Consider the following 929-nt stretch of genomic DNA (forward strand, 5'->3'; position numbering starts at 1 on the left):
TGCCGTGTTGAATAGGTGCTGAGTCACGGTTAGAGTGGCTCACAGAGAGGTTCTATGTTGGAGATGGCGAACATAAGGACGATTTCACGGAACTGCCGATACCAGCCCAGCGCTCGCACGGCATCGCCGAGCGAGCGCTTCGTCGTCGAATATGAAGTCTCGGCCATCCAGCGCTGAGAGTAGCCTTTTGCCCGAATGAGCGCGTTGTGTCCTAGTGTCAACGGCTTTGACCCACGCTGTAAGATGAGTGGCTCGACACCGAGCGCGTAGAACTCGTACTTCGTGACCCAGTTGTGGAAGGCTTTGTCAGCAGCCACGGACAGCAGGTCGTCCGCGTTCCGGCGGACGACCTGCGGCCCGGTCTTCGTATCATGTTTCCACCGGGCAGAGATGTGTACGTCAAGAACGGCGAGTGACTCTCTATCGGTTAGTGTCGTGACTTTCAGCGTTTGGACGTTACTTCCCGACCGCTGGCGGTAGTACGACGAGGCTGAGCGGCGGTCGAAGAACGTGCTGTCGAGTGCTGCGTGGCCAGACTGCGGGTGCTGCTGCGCTGAAACGCGCAGCAGCGCCCGCCACACCCACATTTTCAGCCGGTCGAACGACTTGTAGATCGTGCTGTAGTCCGGGAGGTCGTCCCGATCTAAGCCGAGTGCGTCACGAATCTCGGCCATATACTTCAGCCGATTCGGCGTTTCACGGTAGCTGTGGCCGTCTTCGAGCCGAAGACAGTGCAGAACGACGTGCTTCCAGCGGGCGAACCCGCCGCTGGCGGGCTCGCCCGCGTGCTTCCCCAACGCTTGTTTGACTAGGTGCCGACACTGCTCAACGAAGTCGAGGAGATCGACTTCCATGGACAGAATCGATTTCCTCGGCTTCGTCCTTCTACTCCGTGATATAAGCCGATTAGATCGCTATTCAACACGGCA

1 protein-coding gene is annotated in these 929 nt (G+C 58.4%); it reads right to left on the reverse strand.

From position 1 onward, the window contains the following. Positions 1–29: 29 nt before the first annotated feature. Entirely contained in the window at positions 30–854 is an 825-nt protein-coding gene (locus tag ACQUS7_RS14550; protein WP_435147964.1) for an IS5 family transposase, read from the reverse strand. Between the last annotated feature and the right edge of the window lie 75 nt (positions 855–929).

Origin of the sequence: Halobaculum sp. P14 (genome assembly GCF_051195155.1) — an archaeon.
Taxonomy (GTDB): domain Archaea; phylum Halobacteriota; class Halobacteria; order Halobacteriales; family Haloferacaceae; genus JBNTKA01.